Raw genomic sequence first — 17,765 nt, forward strand, 5'->3', positions numbered from 1 at the left:
TGACCCAAGTCAATGCCGTGATCCCCTGTCCGGGCCAGAAGACGATCAGCCAATGTGCAGCCGGAGTGTGTTTCCTTGTCCTCGACCGAGCCCCAAGCCCCCGACAGTCTTTATACCGCCCGTGAGCCGATCTTCCCCCGGCGCGTGAAGGGCACGTTCCGGAACCTGAAGTGGGTGATCATGGCGATCACTCTCGGCATCTATTACCTGACGCCGTGGATCCGCTGGGACCGGGGGCCGCAGTTGCCCGATCAGGCGGTTCTGGTGGACCTTGCCAACCGCCGGTTCTTCTTCTTCTTCATCGAGATCTGGCCGCATGAATTCTACTTCATCGCGGGCCTTCTGGTGATGGCGGGGCTGGGTCTCTTCCTCTTCACCTCGGCACTTGGCCGGGTCTGGTGCGGCTATACCTGCCCGCAGACCGTCTGGACCGATCTCTTCATCCTCGTGGAGCGCTGGATCGAGGGCGACCGCAACGCCCGCCTGCGCCTGCACCGTCAGAAGAAATGGGACGCACGCAAGCTGCGCCTGCGGGTGACGAAATGGGTGACGTGGTTCCTCATTGCCATGGCGACGGGCGGGGCCTGGGTGTTCTACTTCACCGATGCGCCCACGCTGCTGGTGGACCTCGTCACCTTCAACGCGCATCCGGTCGCCTACACCACGATCCTCGTGCTGACCGCGACGACCTTTATCTTCGGCGGCTTCATGCGCGAGCAGATCTGCATCTATGCCTGCCCCTGGCCGCGCATCCAGGCCGCCATGATGGACGAGGACACGATCACCGTCGCCTATCGCGAATGGCGCGGCGAGCCGCGCGGCAAGCATCGCAAGACCGAAGGCGCGGAACTGCTGGGCGATTGCATCGACTGCAATGCCTGCGTGAACGTCTGCCCGATGGGCATCGACATCCGCGACGGGCAGCAGCTGGCCTGCATCACCTGCGCGCTCTGCATCGACGCCTGCGACGACGTGATGGAAAAGATCGGCAAGCCGCGCGGGCTGATCGACTACATGGCGCTGACCGACGAACAGGCCGAGCGCGAAGGCGCCAAGCCGCGCCCGATCATCAAGCATATCCTGCGCCCGCGCACGATGCTCTATACCGTGCTCTGGTCCGGCATCGGCGTCGCGCTGGTGGTGGCGCTCTTCCTGCGGCCCGACATCGACATGACCGTGGCCCCGATCCGCAACCCGATCTTCGTGACCCTCTCGGATGGCACGATCCGCAACACCTACGATGTGCGGCTGCGCAACAAGCATGGCGAGGACCGGGATTTCCGGGTCTGGCTGGAGGGCGGGCAGGGCATGACCCTGTCGCTGGAAGGCGCCGAAAACGATGTCGTCACGGTACCGGCCGACAGTATCCGGCTGCAACGGGTCTATGTCATGGCCGCGCCCGATGCGCCCGCCGCCAAAGCCGAGCGGACCGAGGTGACGATCCTTGTGGAAGACGTCTCGACCGGCGAACATGCCGAGAAGGACACCGTGTTCAACGGAAAGGCGAACTGAGATGAGCGACGCGAACCAGATCGACAGCGGCTTCCGCCTGAAGGGCTGGCATGTGCTGGCGGGCTTCGTTGGGGCCTTCGGGATCATCATCACCGTGAACGTGGTGATGGCGACCCAGGCGATCCGGACCTTCCCGGGGCTGGAGGTGAAGAACTCCTACGTCGCAAGCCAGGAGTTCGACACCCGCCGCGCGGCGCAGGAGGCGCTTGGCTGGCAGATCTACGGCGACTGGCAGGATGGCATGGTGCACCTGTCGATCACCGATGCCGATGGTCAGCCGGTGCGGGTGAAGGACCTGCACGCCGTGGTCGGCCGCGCCACCCATGTGAAGGACGACGTGGAGCCGGTGCTTGCCTTCAACGGCAAGACCTACGAGGCCCCGCTGGATCTGGCCGCGGGCAACTGGAACATCCGCATGACCGCACTGGCCGAAGACGGAACGCTCTTCGAGCAGCGGGTCATCCTGCACGTGAAACGCTGAGATCATGACCGAGGCCGCCTCCTTCTCTGCTTGTCCTGCCTGCTCTGCCGCGCCTGCGGCGGATGCGCTGGCCAAGGGGCAGGCCCGCGCGCTGAGGGAGACCCACATCACGCTCTCCGTGCCCGCGGTGCATTGCGCGGCCTGTATCTCGACGGTGGAACACGCGTTGGCCGCGGCGCCGGGCGTGGCGGCGGCGCGGGTCAACCTGACGCTCAAACGGGCCAGCGTGGAGACCGACGGCGCGGTCAGCGCCGAGGACCTCGTGCAGGTGCTGGCGCGGGCGGGCTACGAGGCCCATGAACTGGACGCGGGCACGCTGGCCGCAACCCAGACCGACAGGGCGGGGCGCGACCTGCTGATGCGGCTGGCGGTGGCGGGCTTCGCCTCGATGAACGTGATGCTGCTGTCCGTCTCGGTCTGGTCCGGGGCGGAGGATGCGACCCGCGACATGTTCCACTGGATCAGCGCGGCGATCACCCTGCCGACCATCGCCTTTTCGGGGCAGCCCTTCTTCCGCAATGCGTGGACCGCGCTGAAGGCCGGGCGGCTCAACATGGATGTGCCGATCTCTCTGGCCATCGCGCTCGCCCTCGTGACCTCGCTGTGGGAGACGATGCTGTCCGGCGAACACGCCTATTTCGACGCGGCGCTGACGCTGACCTTCTTCCTGCTGGCGGGGCGCTACCTCGATCACCGCACTCGCGCCGTGGCGCGCTCCGCCGCCGAGGAACTGGCCGCGCTGGAGGTGCCGCGCGCGCAGCGCATGCTGGCCGACGGCACCAGCGAGACGGTGGAGGTCGCGGCCCTGCGGCCCGGTGACCTGATCCGCGTGCGGCCCGGCGGGCGGATGCCCGTGGACGGCGAGATCACCGAGGGCCGTTCGGAGCTGGACCGCTCGCTGCTGACCGGCGAGACGGTGCCCGTCTTCGCCGCCCCGGGGCAGGGCGTCAGCGCGGGCGAAGTGAACCTGACCGGCCCGCTGACCGTGCGCGCCACCGCCGTGGGCCGCGATACCTCGCTGCACCGCATGGCCGAACTGGTGGCCATCGCCGAATCCGGACGGTCACGCTACACCTCGCTGGCGGACCGCGCGGCCAAGCTCTATGCGCCCGGTGTGCACATCCTCTCGGCCCTCGCCTTCGTGGGCTGGTGGCTCTACTCCGGCGACCTGCGCACCGCGCTCAACATCGCCGCCGCCGTGCTGATCATTACCTGCCCCTGTGCGCTCGGTCTTGCGGTGCCTGCCGTCACCACGGCGGCCAGCGGGCGGCTCTTCAAGCGGGGCATGCTGATCAAGCACGAAACCGCGCTGGAGCGTCTGGCCGAGGTCGATACCGTGGTCTTCGACAAGACCGGCACGCTGACCGCAGGCACGCCTGCGCCGCTCGACCTCGACCGCTACGACCGGCCCACGCTGGAACTGGTTCTGGCGCTGGCGGAAGGCTCCTCGCATCCGCTGTCGCTGGCGCTCTCCAAGGCGATCCGCGCCATGGGGCTGGCGCCTGCGCGGATCACCGATCTGACCGAGCGTCCGGGCTATGGCACCGAGGCCCGCATGGGCGACCGGATCGTGCGGCTTGGCCGGGCCAGCTGGCTGGGCGCCGCCGAAAGCGACACCACCGCGACCTACCTCGACGCGGGGCAGGGGGCCCCGGTGGCCTTCCGCTTCACCGATGCCCTGCGCCCCGGCGCGGCAGAGGCCGTGGCGGCGCTGCAGGCGGCGGGCAAGGAGGTCATCCTGATCTCGGGCGACAGCACCGCGGCGGTCGAGGCGCTGGCCACCCGGCTGGGCATCGGCAAGTGGATGGCGGGCGCGCTGCCGGGCGACAAGGCCGCCCGTGTGAGCGCGCTGCAGGAGAAGGGGGCCCATGTGCTGATGGTGGGCGACGGGCTGAACGACACGGCGGCGCTGACGACGGCCCATGTGTCGATCTCGCCCGCCTCGGCGCTGGATGCGGCGCGCGTCGCCTCCGACATCGTCCTGCTGGGCGGCGATCTTTCGCCCATTCCCGAGGCACTGGTGACCGCGCAGAAGGCCACGGCCCGCATCCGCGAGAACTTCCGCATCGCGACGCTCTACAACGTCATCGCGGTGCCGCTGGCGGTCGTCGGGCTGGCCACGCCGCTGGTGGCGGCCATCGCCATGTCGACCTCCTCGATCACTGTGTCCCTGAACGCCCTGCGGCTGAGGTAGCCCCATGAATATCCTTGTCTGGCTGATCCCGATCTCCCTGCTTCTGGGCGGCGTTGGGCTGCTCGGCTTCCTCTACACGCTGCGGTCGAACCAGTACGAGGACCCCGAGGGCGACGCCCGGCGCATCCTTTCGGACGAATGGGACGACCACCCGAAACCGTGATCGCCCGCGCCTGTCACAGGCGATGTTGCGCAAGAGACCCGCAGCCCCTGGGGTGCGGCACTTGACGTTGACCGCGGGGGACGAAACAACGATAGGGCTTCCCATGCCGACCAAGAGGAGAGGCTCATGAAGTTCCGTTTTCCCATCGTGATCATCGACGAGGATTTCCGGTCCGAGAATACCTCGGGCCTTGGTATCCGCGCGCTTGCCGAAGCCATCGAGAAAGAAGGCTTCGAGGTGCTCGGCGTTACGGGTTACAGTGATCTCAGCCAGTTCGCACAGCAGCAAAGCCGGGCGAGCGCCTTCGTTCTCTCCATCGACGACGAGGAATTCAGCCCCGGCCCCGACCTTGATCCGGCCGTGCTCTCGCTGCGCCAGTTCATCGAGGAAGTGCGCTGGAAGAACGCCGACGTGCCGATCTACGTCTATGGTGAGACCAAGACTTCGCGGCACCTGCCCAACGACATCCTGCGCGAGCTGCACGGCTTCATCCACATGTTCGAGGATACGCCGGAATTCGTCGCCAAGCACATCATCCGCGAGGCCAAGAGCTACCTCGAAGGCATCCAGCCGCCGTTCTTCAAGGCGCTGCTGGATTATGCCGAGGACGGCTCCTACTCGTGGCACTGCCCGGGGCATTCGGGCGGCGTGGCCTTCCTGAAATCGCCCATCGGCCAGATGTACCACCAGTTCTACGGTGAGAACATGCTGCGGGCCGACGTCTGCAACGCGGTCGAGGAACTGGGCCAGCTGCTGGACCACAACGGCGCCATCGGGGCGTCCGAGCGTAACGCCGCGCGGATCTTCAACGCCGATCACTGCTTCTTCGTGACCAACGGCACCTCGACCTCGAACAAGATGGTCTGGCACCACACCGTGGCGCCGGGCGACGTGGTCGTGGTGGACCGGAACTGCCACAAGTCGATCCTGCACTCGATCATCATGACCGGCGCGATCCCCGTCTTCCTGCGTCCGACGCGGAACCACTGGGGCATCATCGGGCCGATCCCGCGCTCCGAGTTCGAGCCGGAGGCGATCAAGGCCAAGATCCGCGAGAACCCCCTGCTGGAGGGCTATGACGCCGAGACGGTGCAGCCCCGGATCATGACCCTGACCCAGTCGACCTATGACGGGGTTCTCTACAACACCGAAGAGATCAAGAACATGCTCGACGGCTGGGTCGAGAACCTGCACTTCGACGAGGCCTGGCTGCCGCATGCGGCCTTCCACCCGTTCTACGGCACCTATCACGCCATGGGGTTGAAGCGCGGGCGCACGCGCAAGTCGATGACCTATGCGACGCAGTCGGTGCACAAGCTGCTGGCGGGCATCTCGCAGGCGAGCCACGTCCTCGTGCAGGACGCGGAAGAGACCAAGCTCGACCGGGCGCTCTTCAACGAGAGCTACCTGATGCACACCTCCACCAGCCCGCAGTATTCGATCATCGCCTCCTGCGATGTGGCAGCGGCGATGATGGAGCCCCCGGGCGGCACCGCGCTGGTCGAGGAAAGCATCGTCGAGGCGCTCGACTTCCGCCGCGCCATGCGCAAGGTCGACGAGGAATACGGCAACGACTGGTGGTTCAAGGTCTGGGGCCCCGAGGATTTCGACCACAATCAGGACGGCATGGGCCGCACCCGCGACTGGGAACTGAAGAAGACCGACAGCGAAGGCGTCGAAAGCTCGGGCGAGGATGCGTGGCACGGCTTCGGCGACATGGCCCGCGGCTTCAACATGCTGGACCCGATCAAGGCCACGATCATCACCCCCGGCCTGAACATCGACGGCCGCTTCGAGGAGAACGGCATCCCCGCCTCGATCGTGTCGAAGTACCTGACCGAACACGGCGTGGTGGTCGAGAAGACGGGGCTCTATTCCTTCTTCATCATGTTCACCATCGGCATCACCAAGGGCCGCTGGAACACGCTGCTGGCCGCGTTGCAGCAGTTCAAGGACGACTACGACAAGAACCAGCCGCTCTGGCGGGTGATGCCGGAGTTCTGCGCCAAGCAGCCGCGCTATGAGAAGATGGGGCTTCAGGACCTTTGCCAGCACGTCCACACGCTCTATGCGCAATATGACGTGGCGCGGCTTTCGACCGAGATCTACCTCAGCGAACATCACCCGGCGATGACGCCCTCGGACGCTTTCGCCTGCATCGCCCGGCGCAAGACCGAGCGGGTGCCGGTGGACGAGCTGGAAGGCCGGATCACCACCAGCCTCGTCACCCCCTATCCGCCGGGCATTCCCCTGCTGATCCCGGGCGAGGTCTTCAATGCGCAGATCGTGGACTACCTTCGGTTCAACCGCGAGTTCGCGCTGAAATGCCCGGGCTTCGAGACCGATATCCACGGTCTCGTGGTGGAGCACGACGCGGACGGTCGTCCGGTCTACTTCGCCGACTGCGTGGCAGAGTAAGCTGCTGAAAAGGTCGAAGGCCCCCGGTGACGGGGGCCTTTTGCGTTTGGGGGGCAGCGGGCTGCCCGTTCCGGCGGGGCAGGGGGCTCAGATCGTCTCGCCCGCGCTCATCCTGTCGAGGAAGGCCGCTGCCTCCGACAGGATCGTCTCGCGCTTCTCCGCCTCCATCCGGTCCCACGTGGCATAGATCGTGCCCATGCGGTGGTTCTCGGCGAAGCGGTCGCGCTGCCGGTCGAGGAAGGCCCAGTAGAGCAGGTTGAAGGGGCAGGCGCCCTTGCCCTGCTTGGTCTTCACGTCATAGGCGCAGCCGTCGCAGTAATCCGACATCTTCGAGATGTAGTTGCCGGACGAGACATAGGGTTTCGAGGCGATCACCCCGCCGTCGGCGAACTGGCTCATCCCCACGGTGTTGGGTGCCTCGACCCATTCGAAGGCGTCGATGTAGACGCTGAGGTACCATTCATGCACCTCCGCCGGGTTGAGCCCTGCCAAGAGGGCAAAGTTGCCGGTCACCATCAGGCGCTGGATGTGGTGGGCATAGGCCTCGGTCTTGGTCTGGCCCACGGCCTCGGCCATGCAGGTCATCTGCGTCTCGGCGCCCCAGTAGACCGGGGGCAGGGCGCGCCGATGGTTCAGCGCGTTGCGGCGCGGATAGTCGGGCCCTTCGAGGAAGTAGATCCCGCGCACGTACTCCCGCCAGCCGAGGATCTGGCGGATATACCCCTCGGCCGAGTTGAGCGGCACATCGCCCGCCTCCCACGCCGCCTGCACCGCGTCGCAGACCTCGCGCGGCGACAGGAGCCCGATGTTCATGTAGGCCGAGAGCAGGGAGTGGTTCAGGTAGGGATCGCCGCGCAGCATCGCGTCCTGAATATCGCCGAAGCCTGCCAGCTGGTGGGTCACGAAATGCGCAAGCGCCCGGCGCGCCTGCCCCCGCGTGACGGCAAAGCGGAAGCCGTCGAGATCGCCGAAGTTCCGGCCGAAGCGATCGCCCACGAGGGTGAGCACCTCCTGCGTGGTCTCGTCCGGGGTGAACTGCATGGGGGCAGAGCGGAAGAGGTCCGGCTCCGCCCGCTTGCGGTTCTGCTGGTCGTAGTTCCACTTGCCGCCCACGGGCTTGTCGCCCTGCATCAGGTAGCCGGTCTTGCGTCGCATCTGGCGGTAGAAATACTCCATCCGCAGCTCCTTGCGGCCCTCGGCCCAGTGCTCGAATGCGGCATGAGGGGCGAAGAAGCGGTCATCCTCGAGCAGCGAGACCTCCAGCGGGCAGTCGCGCAGCGCCTCGATCAGCCGCCATTCGCCGGGTTCGGTGGCCAGCACCTTTCCGGCGCCCGTCTCCTCCGCGCGGCGCAGCAGCTCGCCGGGGATCGAGCCTGCGGTGTCGGGATCGTCGAGGCGGGTGTAGCGGACAGTCCAACCCTCACTCTCCAGTTCCTGCGCGAAGTGGCGCATGGCGGCGAAGATCAGGGCAATCTTCTTGGGGTGGTGCGGGACATAGCCGGTTTCCGAGGCGACCTCGGCCATGACCACCACGTCGCGGGCCTTGTCCGCCTGCCGCAGGGCGGCGATGTCGGGGCTCAGCTGGTCGCCCAGCACCAGCACGAGGCGCGGATCGCTCACCATGGCACTGCCTCGCCGCGCCAGTCGTAGAAGCCGCCCGTGGCCTCCGGCCCGAGGCTGTCGATCACGCCCAGCAGGTTGGCGGCGGCCTCCTCCGGCGGGACTGCCGGGTGGCGGCCGCGGTAATCGCGCGTGAAGGACGTGGCCACCGTGCCGGGGTGCAGCGCAAGGCAAAGCGCGTGGCGGTGGCTGCGGGCCAGTTCGATCGCGCCGGTGTGGATCAGCTGGTTCAGCGCCGCCTTGGACGCGCGGTAGGAATACCAGCCCCCCAGACCGTTGTCCCCGATCGAGCCGACCCGCGCGGAGAGCGCGGCAAAGACTGCCCTGCGGTCGCGGGGCAAGAGGCGCGGGGCATGTTTCAGCACAAGCGCCGGGCCGATGGCATTGACGGCGAACTGCTGCGCCATGGCCGTGGCGTCGAGATCGCGCAGGGATTTCTCGGGCCGGTCACCGGGGGCGGCAAGGGCCCCGGTGGCGCAGAGGATCAGCCCGAAGGGGCCGTCGAGCGCGCCGAGGTGGCGGTCCACGCTGGCGGGATCGGTGATGTCGAAGCCATCCGCGCTGCGCGACAGGCGGGTGACGGGGAGGCCGCGGGCGGTGAGCGTCTCGGCGAGCGCATGGCCGATGCCGCCGCTGGCGCCGAGGATGAGGGCGGGAAGTGTGCTGTCCATGGAGGGACTACGCATGGGTGCGCGATCAGGTTCACTCGGGGCCGCCTGCGGGGGGAATGGAAAGATGAATCTGGGCGCTGCGGGAGGTTTCCACGAGAGGGGAGGAGGGCGCGGGGTAGGGGACAAAGAAAAAGCCCGGCCAGAGGCCGGGCAAGATATCCTGTTCCGAAGGATCGGGCCTCAGCTCGGCCCGATCATGAAGCAGCTCTGGTTGCGCGCCTGAAGGCGGCGGCAGGCCAGGTCCGCGGCCTCTCGCGAGAGGCCCATGAAGTTGGCATCAAAGCCCGTGGGCTTGCGCACCACGGTCCGCAGCGAGCCTTCCAGCGTCGACATCTCGGAGATCGCGGTCTGCAGCAGCACGCGCTCGGCCCGGCCTTCGCTGGCATAGCGCCCGATGTTGATGCCCCAGTGACGGCCGCTGGAGGTGGAGATCCGCGTCACCACTTCCTGATCCGCGAGGCCATCGTCCTCGATCAGGTCCTCGGGGCGCATCTCGGGCACCAGCGAGGCGACCACGGCGGTGGGCGCCGCGGCGGCAGTCTCCACCGGGGCAGGGGCCTCGGCTTCGGGTTCGATCGCGTCTTCCAGAACGGCTTGCTGGGTGACCTGCGCCACGGCTTCGTCGATCACGTCCTTCATGGCGACCATGACCGGCGCGGTCGCGGTGACCGGGCGGGCCTGCGGGCGCAGCGAGGTGCGCACGACGCCGCTGACGCGCAGCGTCTTGCCGGCCATGTCGCCGGCGGAAACGGAGGCGTAGTTCGGCGCGCTCGGCTTGTTGGTCGGCGCGTTGGAGGGCGCCCGGCGGAAGCCGAGGTCCAGCAGCTCCGCCACCTTGGCATTGCGCGAGGCGGTGGAGCGACCGCCGAACACGGTGGCGATGATCCGTTCGTTGCCACGCTCGGCCGAGGCCACGAGGTTGAAGCCAGCGGCGCGGGTGTAGCCGGTCTTGATCCCGTCGGCGCCGCGATAGGCGTTCAGCAGCCGGGTGTTGGTGTTGTTCACCTGCTTGACCCCGGCATCGGCCGTCTTGCGGCTGAAGAGGTTGTAGTAGTCGGGGAAGTCGTACAGCAGATGGCGCCCCAGCGTGGTCATGTCGCGGGCGGTCGAGAGGTGCCCGGCCTCGGTCAGGCCGTTGGCATTCTTGAACGTCGTCCGCGTCATGCCGAGGGCCTGCGCCGTGCGGTTCATCCGCCGGGCAAAGGCCGCCTCGGAGCCCTCGATCGCCTCGCCGATGGCGGTGGCGGCGTCATTCGCCGATTTCACCGCTGCGGCGCGCACGAGGTAGCGCAGCTTGATCCGCTGGCCTTCGACGAGGCCCAGCTTGGACGGGGGCTCGGCGGCGGCGTTGCGCGAGACGCGCACCACGGTGTCCATCGAGATCTCGCCATGCTCCACCGCCTGGAAGGCGATGTAGAGCGTCATCATCTTGGTGAGCGAGGCCGGGTGCAGCCGCGCATCCGCGTTTGTGGAGTGGAGAATTTCGCCTGTTCTGGCGTCCATGACCAGATCTGCATAGGGCGCCGCGGCGGCCTGCCGGGGCGTCAGCGCGATCAGCGCGAGGAACAGGATCGGGAGGAGCAGTCCCAGGCGGACTGCGCTATATGGCCGTGCCGTCACGGTTCTTGCCTTTGTTTTGCTGCCTCTCGGTGCCGTGCGTTCTGCACGGTCATTTTATTAACTTCAGCGTAACACATGCGTCCAACATGCACAAAGCAGTGATTTCATGTCGGCAGGATCACGTTTGTATGACAATCGCCGAGATGTGGTGGGTCAGGAAAAAGATGCACACTACATGGGCAATTGTGGCGAGAATATGTCGCTTTGCAGCGCTGCAATCCCGCGTCTGCACCCGAGAATCAACTGTATACAGCTCTTCTTCTGCGTGCATCTTGTGCATCTCACCGGGCCGAGAGGCCGGTGACGCAGCGAGAGGTCAGCCGATCCCGGCAATGAGGGCGGGCAGGCCGCCCAGATCGTCGAGCTTGCCATAGCGCGCGCGGCCCATCGGTTCCTCGGCATGTTCCAGCGCCCAAGTGACGCCGTGGGGCACATAGGTGCCCCAGCCGCCCGCATCGAGCACAGGCAGCACGTCGGACTTCAGCGAGTTCCCGATCATCATCGCGCACTCCGGCGCGACCCCATGGCGCCGGAAGATTTCGCGATAGACCGGCTCGGTCTTGTCCGAGACGATCTCGACCCCGTCGAAGAGCTCGCCCAGGCCGGATTGCGCCAGCTTGCGTTCCTGATCCAGCAGGTCGCCCTTGGTGATCAGCAGGATGGTGTAGTCCTCGGCCAGTGCCTCCACCGCGTCCCGTGCGTGGGGCAGCAGTTCGATGGGGTGCTGCAGCATCTCCTGCCCGGCGGCGATGAGCTCAGAGATGACCGAGGCGGGCACCTTTTCATCGGTCACCTCGATGGCGGTCTCGATCATCGACAGGACGAAGCCCTTGATGCCGAATCCATAGTGTCCGAGGTTACGCCGTTCCGCCGCAAGCAGCCGGTCCGCGAGGTGGTCGCGCTCGGCGTACTCTGCCAGCAGATCCGCGAATCGCTCCTGCGTGAGCTGGAAGAACCGCTCGTTGTGCCAGAGCGTGTCATCCGCATCGAAGGCGATCGTGGTCAATTTCTGCGACATTGTCCCCGGCTCCCGCTGCGGCCCTCTTTTCTCGCAGGGCGGCAAGGTTATATACACTCGTCATGGCGGATACCTCTTTCACAGCATCGAACGCAATGGCGACGGGACGGCGCTTCAGCATGTCGACGAACAAGGACCAGGATGACAACGGCACCTCGGTCGTGGTCGAGACGCGGCCGAAGACCAAGCGGCCGCCGCTCTACAAGGTGCTTCTGCTCAACGACGATTACACGCCGATGGAATTCGTCGTGGCCGTGCTGGAACGTTTCTTCGGCATGACCCACGCGCAGGCTTTCGAGGTCATGCTGACCGTGCACAAGAAGGGCGTGGCCGTGGTCGGCGTGTTCAGTCACGAGATCGCCGAGACCAAGGTCGCGCAGGTGATGGACTTTGCACGCCGTCACCAGCATCCGCTGCAATGCACCATGGAAAAGGAATAGGCCACCGGCCATGACGGGGCTGCGTTTGTCTCTCGCGCTCGACGAGGGTGGGCTTGTCCTGCCGGACGTCGGGCGTATCGCCGTGTTCGCGCCGCGCGCGGATCACGACCTCTCGGCGTTGCCCAAGGCGCGCCTGCATCTCATCACCGGGTTCTACCCCGACCATGCCGCGCTGCGCGCGCAGGGCTATGACTGCGCGACCGCGCCCGAGGGGCCCTATGCCGCCGCGCTGGTCTGCCTGCCGCGGGCCAAGGCGCTGGCGCAGGGCCTGATCGCACAGGCCGCCGCCCTGACCGAGGGGCCGGTGATCGTGGACGGGCTGAAGTCCGATGGCGTGGACAGCCTGCTGAAGGCCTGCCGCAAGCGGGCCGATGTCTACGGGCCGGTGAACAAGGCCCACGGCAAGCTCTTCTGGTTCGAAGGCGGCGATTTCGCCGACTGGGCCGGCGCGGGCGAGACCGAGCTTGAGGGCGGTTTCGTCACCCGGGCGGGGGTCTTCTCGGCTGACGGGATCGACCCGGCCTCGCAATTGCTGGCCGACAGCCTGCCCGCCGAGATCGGGGCGCAGGTCGCGGACCTCGGCGCGGGTTGGGGCTACCTCTCGGCACGCATCCTTCAGCTCAAAGGCGTCCGGGACCTGCATCTGGTCGAGGCGGATCACGCCGCGCTGGAGTGTGCCCGGCGCAATATCGACGACCCGCGGGCCCATTTCCACTGGGCGGACGCCACCGCGTGGCAGGCGCCCGCCCGGCTGGATGCCGTGGTGATGAACCCGCCGTTCCACACCTCGCGCGCGGCCGATCCCGATCTGGGGCGCCGCTTCATCCAGTCCGCCGCGCGGCTGCTGGCCCCGCGGGGGCGTCTGTGGCTGGTGGCCAACCGACATTTGCCCTATGAGGCCACCCTCACTGCGCATTTCGGCGAAACGGCCGAGATCGCGGGCAATTCGCGCTTCAAGATACTGATGGCGTCGAACCCATCTCGTCAGTGGCGCGTTGATCGCCTAGCCTGACCGGACGCGCTGCGAAAGGAATACGCATGTCATTTTCGATTGCCGGCAAGACTGCCATCGTGACCGGGGCCGCCAACGGGATCGGCTTCGCCATCGGCAAGCACTTCGCCGACCGGGGCGCCAATGTCGTCTTTGCGGATGTGGACGAGGACCGTCTGCGCGAGGAACTGGGCGAGAATGGCAGCATCGAGAACGTGCGCTACTTCGCGGGCGACCTGCGCGAGAAGCTGACCATCGCGAACCTGCTGTCGGCCACGATCGACGCCTTCGAGAAGGTGGACATCCTCGTGAACGGCGCCCGCCAGTGCCTGCCCGCCGATCCGCTGAACCCGGATGACGACGCGGTGCAGACCCTGCTGCAGCAGAACCTGATCACCTCGCTGCGCCTGACGCAGTTGATCGCCAAGCGGATGATCAAGCAGTCCGAGGGCGAGGAAGAGGGCAGCGCGGGGGCGATCGTGAACATCTCGTCCATCGCCGCGCGGCGGACCCATCCGGACCTGATGGCCTATTCGGTCTCGACCGCGGCGCTGGACCAGATGACCCGCTCGATGGCGGTGGCGCTTGCGCCGCACCGCATCCGCGTGAACGCGGTGGCCTTCGGCTCGGTCATGTCGGCCAGCCTGAAGACGACGCTGAAGGACAACAGCGAATATCGCGAGACGATCGAAGAGGCGACGCCGCTTGCACGGATCGCCTCGCCGGGGGAACTGGCCGAAGCGGTGCAGTATCTCGCCTCCGAGGCCTCGGGCTTCATGACCGGCCAGATCATGACGGTCGACGGCGGCCGCACGCTGCTCGACCCGGTGGACGTGCCCGCGCACTGAGCCGGGGCGGGTAGGGACAGACGGATTGAGCGCGGTGGATGTCGTGTATCCGGAAGTAATCTACGTCTGCTGATTTCCCGGCCATATCCACTGACGACCCGCCCGGCCTTAGGCCGGGCAGCGCCGGCCCGCCCCCCTGGGGCGGCGCTATTGCGCCACCCCGCGGGACGGCGCTGCCCTACGTGGTAGATCGCCGGCGTTCGCATCAGGCAACGCCCCGCACGCAGCGGACCCAACACCCCCCGCGGCGTTTCGCATCTGGCCTGACCTTCCGCCACCTGATACCTCCCGTGCCAACCGGAGGCCCAGATGACCGAGATGCAAGACCAGAAGACCCGCGCCAGCCAGTGGTTCCGCACCCTGCGCGACGAGATCGTCGCCGCCTTCGAAGGGCTGGAGGACAGCCAGACCGAGGGCCCGTTCAGCGACCGTCCGGCGGGGCGCTTCGAGGTGACGCCCACCAAGCGTGCCGCTGCGGATGGCGGCGATGCGGGCGGCGGGCTGATGAGCGTCATGCGCGGCGGCCGCGTCTTCGAGAAGGTCGGCGTCAACGTCTCCACCGTCTACGGCACGCTGGGCGACCGGGCGCAGGCGGCGATGGCCGCGCGCAAGGGCCTGCCCGGGATGACCGACGATCCGCGGTTCTGGGCCTCGGGCATCAGCCTCGTCGCCCATATGCAGAACCCGCATTGCCCGGCGGTCCACATGAACACCCGCATGTTCTGGACCCCCCACGGCTGGTGGTTCGGCGGCGGATCGGACCTGAACCCCTGCCTTGAGAAGGCCGAGGACACCGCACACTTCCATGCCGTGCAGAAGGCCCATTGCGATCCCCATGGCGCCGATCTCTACCCGCGCTTCAAGGACTGGGCGGACGAGTATTTCTACATCCCGCACCGCCACCGGGCGCGCGGGGTGGGGGGCATCTTCCTCGACGATTACTGCACCGGCGACTGGGAGGCGGATTTTAGCTTCATCCAGGACGTGGGCCGGGCCTTCCTGCCCGCCTTTGTTCCCCTGACCGAGCGCAACCGGACCCTGCCCTGGACCGAGGCCGACAAGGAGGCGCAACTGGTCCATCGCGGTCTCTATGCCGAGTACAACCTCGTCTACGACCGCGGCACCAAGTTCGGGCTGGAGACCGGGCACGACGCGAATGCCGTGCTGATGTCCCTGCCGCCGCTGGCAAAGTGGATCTGATCCGGCCACAGCGCTGATCGCACGAAAAAGGGCCCCGTGAGGGGCCCTTTGCTGTTCTGTCCGACGGTCAGTCGTCGCTCTCGTCGCCGCTGCCCTCGTCGGGGCAATCCTCTTCGCTCTCGGTGAAGCCGCGGAGCGAGATTTCCAGCGAGAGACGATAGGCTGTGTCGGTCGCCTCGATCTCGGGCTGGGCCCCCAACTGCATCGAGAAGGCCTGGATCAGCTGGTTGCCGAGCCCGGTGCTGTCGGCGGCCTCGCTTTCGGGGTCGAGCCGCTCGCCGCGGGAGTTCACGATCTCGAACAGGAACTGCCCGGCCGACAGCTGCTTCAGCGAGACCTTGATCCAGGGCTTGGCCCCGTCCAGCGGCCGTCCCAGATACTTGATCGCGTTGGTCGCGGCCTCGGTGGCCAGCAGCGACAGCGGCACCGCCTGGTCCGGGTAGAGGACCATCGGGTCGAAATCGAGCTGTACGTCGATCGGTTCGCTGTTGGGCAGTGCGCTGCGCAGGGTCTGCTTGAGCACGTCGTCCAGCAGGCTGTCGGCGCGCAGGCTGGACAGCCGCGAGGTGTGATAGAGGTTCGAATGCACGGTTGCGAGGCCGAGGACCCGGTCCTGCACGCGGCGCAGCGTGCGGCGGGTTTCGGGGCTCTTGGCCTTGCGGATCTCCATGTTCATGATCGAGGCGATGAGCTGGAGGTTGTTCTTCACCCGGTGGTGAACCTCCTTCAACAGTACGTTCTTCTCGTGCAGGCCGTTCTCCAGTTCCGCCGTGTCGCGGGTGATCCGCTCCACCATGCGGTCGAAGGTCTCCTCCATCTGCCGCAGTTCCGCCGGCGGCCGGGTGGTGTCCGCGTCCTTCAGCAGCAGGTGCTCGGGCTCGCCGTTGCCGAAACGGCGCATCTTCTGGCGCAGCTTGCGGACGTGCCGGATGACAAGACGGTGCACCGCGACATAGGCCACGACGAGGCTGACAAGCCACATCAGCACCGGGAAGGCGAGGGTCGCGCGGCTGGCAAAGGCCCAGCTGGTTTCGCCGCGGACCGGATCCCAGACCGCCAGCACCACGACGACGCCGGGCACGATGGGCATCAGGGAGTAGCTGCGGCGCTCGTCCTTGGTGTCCTCGGCGACGAAGGCCGTGGCGCGACGATAGAGGAAGGACGAGGGGTCGCGGTGCGAGGGCAGCAGCTTTGCGGCCTCTTCGGGCGGCGCGCTCGACATGACGACATCGCCATCCTGGTTCAGGGTGATGACGTCAATCGGATGCTGGACACCTTCGAAATTCGCGTCGAGGCGCAGGTTCTCGTGCAGCATCGAGAGCGAGACGAAGCCGAGGTACTGGTTCCCCTCGAAGACGGGCTGCGCGATGATCAGCACCTGATCCCCGGTGACGCGGCCACGTTGCAGCGACTCGATCCGGGGGCGGGGCGACTCCGCCATGGTCTTCGCGGTGGGGGCGTTCCGGAAATCGGCCGGCTCCCCGCGCGAGTTGCAGGTCGACACGCCCTCCACCGGGATGAAGGCCGCGTAGGTGTAGAACGGATGGGCCCGGGTGAAGCCGCGCATCAGATCGCTGCAGGCCAGACTGTCGTCCCGCTGCGGAACGACAGCGCCGCCCAGAACCCGGGCGGCGGCAAAGCCTTCGTAGATCACGTCGCTCTGGCCTTCGACGGCGGCCAGCGTTGCGCCCAGAAGGGCTGAGCGGGCAAGTTCGTCGGCCTGTGATACCACGTTGCGCGTCTGGTACAGCGCGATGAGACCCAGAGGAAGCAGAGCGACCGAGAGCATCGCGACGACGCGGACCCCCAGTCGCTCGGTCATGCGGACTTTCATTGACTGTGAATCACCCTGCGCTTTGGGAGTTCGCGGCAAGCACCGCCATCGTGGACTGATCGGTCAGGTCCAGGCTTTCATCGTCTTCGAGGTGCATCAGTTCGGCAAGGCGAGCGCGGCCCCGGTTGGCGCGGCTCTTGATCGTGCCGACAGCGCATTTGCACATCTCGGCGGCTTCTTCGTAGGAGAAGCCGGAGGCACCGACGAGGATCAGGGCTTCGCGCTGCTCGGGCGGCAGCTTGGCGAAGGCGATCTCGAAGTCCTTCATGGCGAGACGGCCGTCATGCTCCGGCTTGGAGGCGAGATTGGCAGAGAAGGTGCCGTCCACGTCGGCGACTTCGCGGCTCATCTTGCGGCGGCTGGAATAGAAGGTGTTGCGCAGGATGGTGAAGAGCCACGCCCGCAGGTTGGTGCCCTGCTGGAACTTGTCGAACTTGGACCAGGCCTTGACGATCGTGTCCTGGACCAGGTCATCCGCCTGGGCGTTGTTCCTACACAAAGACATGGCAAAGGCCCTGAGGGCCGGCAGGTGCTCGACGATCTCGTCGCGAGGATCCATTGCACTCATTTGCCGGTGTCCTCGCCGACCGACTGCTGCTTGAGCTGTGCCAGCAGCAGTTTGAAACGGTCCGGCAGCTCTTCATCGACCTTCGCCTGATAGACTCGCTTCAGGTTCTCGTCGATTTGCCTCTGGACGTTGTCGTATTCGTTGTCGTGCGCCATCGTATTCCACTGACTTTACCGGTTGCCCGAAA

At 66.6% G+C, this 17,765-nt stretch carries 16 protein-coding genes; 9 read left to right on the forward strand and 7 right to left on the reverse strand.

The window, feature by feature from the left end:
- Nucleotides 1-75: 75 nt before the first annotated feature.
- From ccoG to LCM32_RS01405, 5 genes are all read left to right on the forward strand, one after another.
- Complete coding sequence (gene ccoG / locus LCM32_RS01385; RefSeq protein ID WP_224819267.1) at nucleotides 76-1,512, forward strand: cytochrome c oxidase accessory protein CcoG; 1,437 nt, start codon at nucleotides 76-78, stop codon at nucleotides 1,510-1,512.
- Between the two features lies 1 nt (nucleotide 1,513).
- On the forward strand, nucleotides 1,514-1,993 hold the full coding sequence (locus LCM32_RS01390) for a FixH family protein (protein ID WP_224819268.1): 480 nt from the start codon (nucleotides 1,514-1,516) through the stop codon (nucleotides 1,991-1,993).
- A 4-nt stretch (nucleotides 1,994-1,997) separates the two neighbouring features.
- Nucleotides 1,998-4,187 carry a heavy metal translocating P-type ATPase gene (locus tag LCM32_RS01395; RefSeq protein ID WP_224819269.1) on the forward strand — a complete coding sequence of 730 codons (2,190 nt, stop codon included), beginning with the start codon at nucleotides 1,998-2,000 and terminating at the stop codon, nucleotides 4,185-4,187.
- A gap of 4 nt (nucleotides 4,188-4,191) precedes the next feature.
- Complete coding sequence (gene ccoS / locus LCM32_RS01400) at nucleotides 4,192-4,350, forward strand: cbb3-type cytochrome oxidase assembly protein CcoS (protein WP_222491905.1); 159 nt, start codon at nucleotides 4,192-4,194, stop codon at nucleotides 4,348-4,350.
- A gap of 126 nt (nucleotides 4,351-4,476) precedes the next feature.
- On the forward strand, nucleotides 4,477-6,768 hold the full coding sequence (locus tag LCM32_RS01405; protein ID WP_224819270.1) for an arginine/lysine/ornithine decarboxylase: 2,292 nt from the start codon (nucleotides 4,477-4,479) through the stop codon (nucleotides 6,766-6,768).
- A gap of 87 nt (nucleotides 6,769-6,855) precedes the next feature.
- Here LCM32_RS01405 and LCM32_RS01410 read toward each other — a convergent pair whose 3' ends face one another.
- The 4 genes from LCM32_RS01410 to LCM32_RS01425 all read right to left on the reverse strand — a co-directional run bounded on the left by LCM32_RS01410 (nucleotide 6,856) and on the right by LCM32_RS01425 (nucleotide 11,697).
- On the reverse strand, nucleotides 6,856-8,391 hold the full coding sequence (locus LCM32_RS01410) for a cryptochrome/photolyase family protein (RefSeq protein WP_224819271.1): 1,536 nt from the start codon (nucleotides 8,389-8,391) through the stop codon (nucleotides 6,856-6,858).
- Nucleotides 8,385-9,059 (reverse strand): SDR family NAD(P)-dependent oxidoreductase, encoded by a 675-nt coding sequence (locus LCM32_RS01415; protein WP_224819272.1) that lies wholly within the window; start codon nucleotides 9,057-9,059, stop codon nucleotides 8,385-8,387. Before LCM32_RS01415 ends, LCM32_RS01410 begins: the two co-directional genes overlap by 7 nt.
- A gap of 180 nt (nucleotides 9,060-9,239) precedes the next feature.
- Complete coding sequence (locus tag LCM32_RS01420; RefSeq protein WP_412070656.1) at nucleotides 9,240-10,562, reverse strand: D-alanyl-D-alanine carboxypeptidase family protein; 1,323 nt, start codon at nucleotides 10,560-10,562, stop codon at nucleotides 9,240-9,242.
- Between the two features lie 433 nt (nucleotides 10,563-10,995).
- Nucleotides 10,996-11,697 carry an HAD family hydrolase gene (locus tag LCM32_RS01425; protein WP_224819274.1) on the reverse strand — a complete coding sequence of 234 codons (702 nt, stop codon included), beginning with the start codon at nucleotides 11,695-11,697 and terminating at the stop codon, nucleotides 10,996-10,998.
- A 119-nt stretch (nucleotides 11,698-11,816) separates the two neighbouring features.
- Here LCM32_RS01425 and clpS point away from each other — a divergent pair, with 119 nt between their 5' ends.
- The 4 genes from clpS to hemF all read left to right on the forward strand — a co-directional run bounded on the left by clpS (nucleotide 11,817) and on the right by hemF (nucleotide 15,176).
- Nucleotides 11,817-12,137, forward strand: a complete 321-nt coding sequence (gene clpS, locus LCM32_RS01430; RefSeq protein WP_224819275.1) for an ATP-dependent Clp protease adapter ClpS — start codon at nucleotides 11,817-11,819, stop codon at nucleotides 12,135-12,137.
- Between the two features lie 10 nt (nucleotides 12,138-12,147).
- A complete protein-coding gene (locus LCM32_RS01435; RefSeq protein ID WP_224819276.1) occupies nucleotides 12,148-13,149 on the forward strand; it encodes a class I SAM-dependent methyltransferase in 1,002 nt (333 codons plus the stop codon).
- A gap of 26 nt (nucleotides 13,150-13,175) precedes the next feature.
- Nucleotides 13,176-13,976: an SDR family NAD(P)-dependent oxidoreductase gene (locus tag LCM32_RS01440; protein WP_224819277.1), complete on the forward strand. Its 801-nt coding sequence runs from the start codon at nucleotides 13,176-13,178 to the stop codon at nucleotides 13,974-13,976.
- 309 nt (nucleotides 13,977-14,285) lie between these two features.
- Nucleotides 14,286-15,176: an oxygen-dependent coproporphyrinogen oxidase gene (gene hemF / locus LCM32_RS01445; RefSeq protein ID WP_224819278.1), complete on the forward strand. Its 891-nt coding sequence runs from the start codon at nucleotides 14,286-14,288 to the stop codon at nucleotides 15,174-15,176.
- 67 nt (nucleotides 15,177-15,243) lie between these two features.
- On the opposite strand, the gene LCM32_RS01450 is transcribed toward hemF, so the two are convergent.
- The 3 genes from LCM32_RS01450 to LCM32_RS01460 are packed head-to-tail and all read right to left on the reverse strand — an operon-like array spanning nucleotide 15,244 to nucleotide 17,733.
- Nucleotides 15,244-16,998, reverse strand: a complete 1,755-nt coding sequence (locus LCM32_RS01450; protein WP_224819279.1) for a sensor histidine kinase — start codon at nucleotides 16,996-16,998, stop codon at nucleotides 15,244-15,246.
- A 22-nt stretch (nucleotides 16,999-17,020) separates the two neighbouring features.
- Nucleotides 17,021-17,578: an RNA polymerase sigma factor gene (locus LCM32_RS01455; protein WP_224819280.1), complete on the reverse strand. Its 558-nt coding sequence runs from the start codon at nucleotides 17,576-17,578 to the stop codon at nucleotides 17,021-17,023.
- The gene (locus LCM32_RS01460; RefSeq protein ID WP_224819281.1) at nucleotides 17,575-17,733 is read right to left on the reverse strand and encodes a NepR family anti-sigma factor; all 159 of its coding nucleotides are present in this window, start codon (nucleotides 17,731-17,733) and stop codon (nucleotides 17,575-17,577) included. The genes LCM32_RS01455 and LCM32_RS01460 overlap by 4 nt, the downstream gene beginning before the upstream one ends.
- Nucleotides 17,734-17,765: the final 32 nt, after the last annotated feature.

Origin of the sequence: Pseudooceanicola nanhaiensis, assembly GCF_020171315.1 — a bacterium.
Lineage (GTDB): Bacteria > Pseudomonadota > Alphaproteobacteria > Rhodobacterales > Rhodobacteraceae > Pseudooceanicola > Pseudooceanicola nanhaiensis_A.

Excerpts from the sequence above, each read along its gene's own strand:
- LCM32_RS01390 (WP_224819268.1), top strand. The coding sequence starts at position 1,514 with ATGAGCGACGCGAACCAGATCGACAGCGGCTTCCGCCTGAAGGGCTGG.
- LCM32_RS01395 (WP_224819269.1), top strand. The coding sequence starts at position 1,998 with ATGACCGAGGCCGCCTCCTTCTCTGCTTGTCCTGCCTGCTCTGCCGCG.
- ccoS (WP_222491905.1), top strand. The coding sequence starts at position 4,192 with ATGAATATCCTTGTCTGGCTGATCCCGATCTCCCTGCTTCTGGGCGGC.
- LCM32_RS01405 (WP_224819270.1), top strand. The coding sequence starts at position 4,477 with ATGAAGTTCCGTTTTCCCATCGTGATCATCGACGAGGATTTCCGGTCC.
- LCM32_RS01410 (WP_224819271.1), bottom strand. The coding sequence starts at position 8,391 with ATGGTGAGCGATCCGCGCCTCGTGCTGGTGCTGGGCGACCAGCTGAGC.
- LCM32_RS01415 (WP_224819272.1), bottom strand. The coding sequence starts at position 9,059 with ATGGACAGCACACTTCCCGCCCTCATCCTCGGCGCCAGCGGCGGCATC.
- LCM32_RS01420 (WP_412070656.1), bottom strand. The coding sequence starts at position 10,562 with ATGGACGCCAGAACAGGCGAAATTCTCCACTCCACAAACGCGGATGCG.
- LCM32_RS01425 (WP_224819274.1), bottom strand. The coding sequence starts at position 11,697 with ATGTCGCAGAAATTGACCACGATCGCCTTCGATGCGGATGACACGCTC.
- clpS (WP_224819275.1), top strand. The coding sequence starts at position 11,817 with ATGTCGACGAACAAGGACCAGGATGACAACGGCACCTCGGTCGTGGTC.
- LCM32_RS01435 (WP_224819276.1), top strand. The coding sequence starts at position 12,148 with ATGACGGGGCTGCGTTTGTCTCTCGCGCTCGACGAGGGTGGGCTTGTC.
- LCM32_RS01440 (WP_224819277.1), top strand. The coding sequence starts at position 13,176 with ATGTCATTTTCGATTGCCGGCAAGACTGCCATCGTGACCGGGGCCGCC.
- hemF (WP_224819278.1), top strand. The coding sequence starts at position 14,286 with ATGACCGAGATGCAAGACCAGAAGACCCGCGCCAGCCAGTGGTTCCGC.
- LCM32_RS01450 (WP_224819279.1), bottom strand. The coding sequence starts at position 16,998 with ATGACCGAGCGACTGGGGGTCCGCGTCGTCGCGATGCTCTCGGTCGCT.
- LCM32_RS01455 (WP_224819280.1), bottom strand. The coding sequence starts at position 17,578 with ATGAGTGCAATGGATCCTCGCGACGAGATCGTCGAGCACCTGCCGGCC.
- LCM32_RS01460 (WP_224819281.1), bottom strand. The coding sequence starts at position 17,733 with ATGGCGCACGACAACGAATACGACAACGTCCAGAGGCAAATCGACGAG.